This window comes from Kitasatospora sp. NPDC004799, assembly GCF_040609095.1.
Classification (GTDB): domain Bacteria; phylum Actinomycetota; class Actinomycetes; order Streptomycetales; family Streptomycetaceae; genus Kitasatospora.
On the sequence record NZ_JBEXJK010000643.1, the window covers coordinates 1 to 2,895 of the forward strand.

4 protein-coding genes are annotated in these 2,895 nt (G+C 78.0%); 2 read left to right on the forward strand and 2 right to left on the reverse strand.

Annotation, left to right across the window (positions count from 1 at the left end; genetic code table 11):
- The first annotated feature begins 115 nt into the window (after window positions 1-115).
- Together ABZW03_RS39315 and ABZW03_RS39320 are read left to right on the forward strand one after the other, a co-directional pair.
- Window positions 116-415 carry a universal stress protein gene (locus tag ABZW03_RS39315; RefSeq protein WP_355269450.1) on the forward strand — a complete coding sequence of 100 codons (300 nt, stop codon included), beginning with the start codon at window positions 116-118 and terminating at the stop codon, window positions 413-415.
- Between the two features lie 217 nt (window positions 416-632).
- Window positions 633-1,652 carry a hypothetical protein gene (locus ABZW03_RS39320; protein WP_355269452.1) on the forward strand — a complete coding sequence of 340 codons (1,020 nt, stop codon included), beginning with the start codon at window positions 633-635 and terminating at the stop codon, window positions 1,650-1,652.
- A gap of 104 nt (window positions 1,653-1,756) precedes the next feature.
- Here the strand turns inward: ABZW03_RS39320 and ABZW03_RS39325 are convergent, their stop codons facing one another.
- Together ABZW03_RS39325 and ABZW03_RS39330 are read right to left on the reverse strand one after the other, a co-directional pair.
- Window positions 1,757-2,242, reverse strand: a complete 486-nt coding sequence (locus ABZW03_RS39325) for a copper chaperone PCu(A)C (RefSeq protein ID WP_355269454.1) — start codon at window positions 2,240-2,242, stop codon at window positions 1,757-1,759.
- The coding region (locus tag ABZW03_RS39330; RefSeq protein ID WP_355269456.1) for an HAD-IC family P-type ATPase at window positions 2,239-2,895 on the reverse strand (657 nt) is incomplete at its 5' end. The genes ABZW03_RS39330 and ABZW03_RS39325, both read right to left, overlap by 4 nt.

Consider the following 2,895-nt stretch of genomic DNA (forward strand, 5'->3'; position numbering starts at 1 on the left):
TCGGTGTACCCGGCCATGTACATGTAGTTGTTCTTGAAGGTCGGCTGGGCGCGCTCGAAGATCGTCGCGAAGTCGCCGGTGACGGCCGCGAAGGCACGGCTGGGACCTGCCGCCGGTGTTCGGCTACGCGGGCGGCGCCGTCCCGGCGGCCGAGCTCGCCCAGCTGGAGGCGCTGGAGGCCAAGCTGCTCTCGCTCGCCCTGGCCGGCCCGCGCGAGCAGCACCCGGACGTGGAGGTGGTCGAGGACGTGCGGCTCGGCGCGGCCCGCGCCCTGGTCGAGGCCTCGGCCGGCGCCGCGCTGGTCGTGGTCGGCCGGGGCCGGCGCCCGATCGAGTTCGGCCCCCGGCTCGGCCGGGTCGCGCACGCCGTCCTGCACCACGCCGAGGCCCCCGTCGCGGTCGTCCCGCACGGGTGAGGAGCGGCCCGTCCGGTGGATCCGCCCCCCGTCCCGATCCACCGGACGGGCCTGCGGGCCTGCGGGCCCGAGAACAGGCCCAAGGGCCCTTTCGTCGGCGTGCGCGGGGCGCGCACGCTCGGAAACAGCGGGACCTCCGGGCGTGCGCGCCTCCCGGCGCGTGCGCGCGAACCCCGCGGTCGAAGCCGACGCCCCGCGGGTGAAGGAGTGGATCGCCATGACGCTCGACCCGGCTCTCACCCAGATGCTCAGCGCGGCCGACCTGCGCCTGCTCGCCACCGCGGGCGGCGCGGCGCCGTCGCTGCACAACAGCCAGCCCTGGCGCTTCGTGCCGACCCCGGACGGGCGCGGGCTCGCCGTGTACGCCGACACCGGGCGCTCCGTACCGCTGGCCGACCCGGTCGGCGCCGCGGTGCACATCGCGGTCGGCGCGGCCGTGTTCAACCTGCGGGTGGCGGCCGGGCGGCTGGACCGGGAACCGCTGGTCCGGCTGCTGCCGGAGGCCGCCGAGCCCGCCCTGCTCGCCGTGCTCGACCTCTCCCGCCCGGCCGCCGAGCAGACCCCGTTCGGCCGCGACCTCTACCCCGCCATCGCCGCCCGGCACTCCAGCCGGGAGCCCTTCACCCAGCGCGACGTGCCCGAGGCGGTGATCGGCGAGTTCATCGACGCCGCCCGCGAGGAGGGCGTGGCGCTGGCCGCGCTGGAGGAGGAGGGCGTACGGCGGGTGCAGGCGCTCACCGCCGAGGCCGAGCGCCGCAACGCCGCCGACCCGGCCCGTACCGCGGAGTCCCGCTCCTGGCTGCGGCCCGACGACGGCACCGCCGAGGACGGCATCCCGCAGGCCGCGCTCGGCCCGCAGGACCACGAGGCCCGGGTGCCGATGCGCGAGTTCGCCGGCCGTCCGCCGGAGGCCCCCGGGCAGCAGCCCTCCCGGCCCTCCCAGCGCTTCGAGGCGCTGCCCCAGCTGTGCACCCTCAGCACCCCCGGCGACGGCCCGCTGGACTGGCTGCGCACCGGGCAGGCGCTGGAGCGGGTCTGGCTGCTGGCCACGGTGCACGGCGTGCGGCTCAGCGTCTGGCACCAGGCGGTCGAGTGGCCGGACACCCGCTGGGCGCTGCGCGACCCGGCGTCCGGGCCGGGCCACGTCCAGCTGGTGCTGCGGGCCGGCTACGGCCCGCCCGGTGCGGCCACCCCGCGCCGGCCGGCCGAGGAGACGCTCGGCGAGCGTCCTTCCTGAGCGACGGGAGCGGGGCGTGTTCCGCGGGGGCCTTCCGGTCTCCGCGGGACACGCCCCGACGCCGTTCGGTGCGGCGGTTCGGTACGTCGGTTCGGCGTCGTCGTTCAGCGCGGCCGCTCGGCCGCGGGCAGCACCTGCGCGCCGAGCCGCAGCGGCGGGCTGTGGCGGAAGGTGAGGGTGAACTCCACCCACTGGCCGGCCCGCAGCGGCGGCGGGTCGGCGATCATCAGGTCCGCGTCCTCCGGGGTCATCCGCAGCTCGCCGCGGCCCGGCACCGGGAGCGCCGGTGCCGCCTCCCAGCGGCCAGCCGCGCCCTGGTGCAGGTGCCGCTTCGGGGTGATCCGGCCGCCGAACTCCCAGCTGGCGCCGGTCAGTTCGTCCGGTACGTCGCCCGGGTTGCGGATCGTGAAGAAGGCCGCGGTGGCGGAGGCCGCGCCGGCCGCGGGCAGCAGCACCCAGCCCGGCTCGGCCGCCACCGGACGGGCCCGGCCGGCCCCGCCGAACGCCGTCCACCCGGTGAGCAGCACCAGCGCCAGCGCCGCCGCGCCGACCGGCGGGCCGACCACCCTGAGCCGTTCGGTCGCCTTCACCGACGTCCTCCCCGGGCCCGGCCCCCACGTTGCGGTTTGCGCTGTCCCCGCCCCGGCTCCCAGGTGCGCAGCCGCAGGCTGTTGCCCACCACGAGCAGCGAGCTGAGCGACATCGCGACGGCCGCCAGCATCGGGTTGAGCAGCCCGACCGCCGCCAGCGGGATCAGCACCAGGTTGTAGCCGAAGGCCCAGAGCAGGTTGGCCCGGATGGTCGCCAGGGTCTGCCGCGCCAGCCGTACGGCGTCCACCACCGCCTCGAAGTCGCCGCGCACCAGGGTCAGCCCCGCCGCGCCGATCGCGGCGTCGCTGCCGGAGGCCAGCGCCACCCCGAGGTCCGCCGAGGCCAGCGCCACCGCGTCGTTGACGCCGTCGCCGACCACCGCGACCGTCCGGCCGGCGGCGCGCAGTTCGGCCACCACCTCGGCCTTGCGCTCGGGGGAGGCCGAGGCGTGCACCCGCTCGATGCCCAGCTCGGCCGCCACCGCCCGGGCGGCGCCGGGGCCGTCCCCGGTCAGCAGGACGGTCTCCAAGCCCAGCCCGCGCAGCCGGTGGAGCGCCCGCCAGCTGCCCGAGCGCAGCGTGTCGCCGACCGCCAGGACGGCCGCCGGCCGCCCGTCCAGCTCGACCACGACGGCCGTGCGGCCCGCCTCCCC

What these genes read in the sequence shown, in the direction of transcription:
- ABZW03_RS39320 (WP_355269452.1), top strand. Translation starts at nt 633, where the DNA reads ATGACGCTCGACCCGGCTCTCACCCAGATGCTCAGCGCGGCCGACCTG.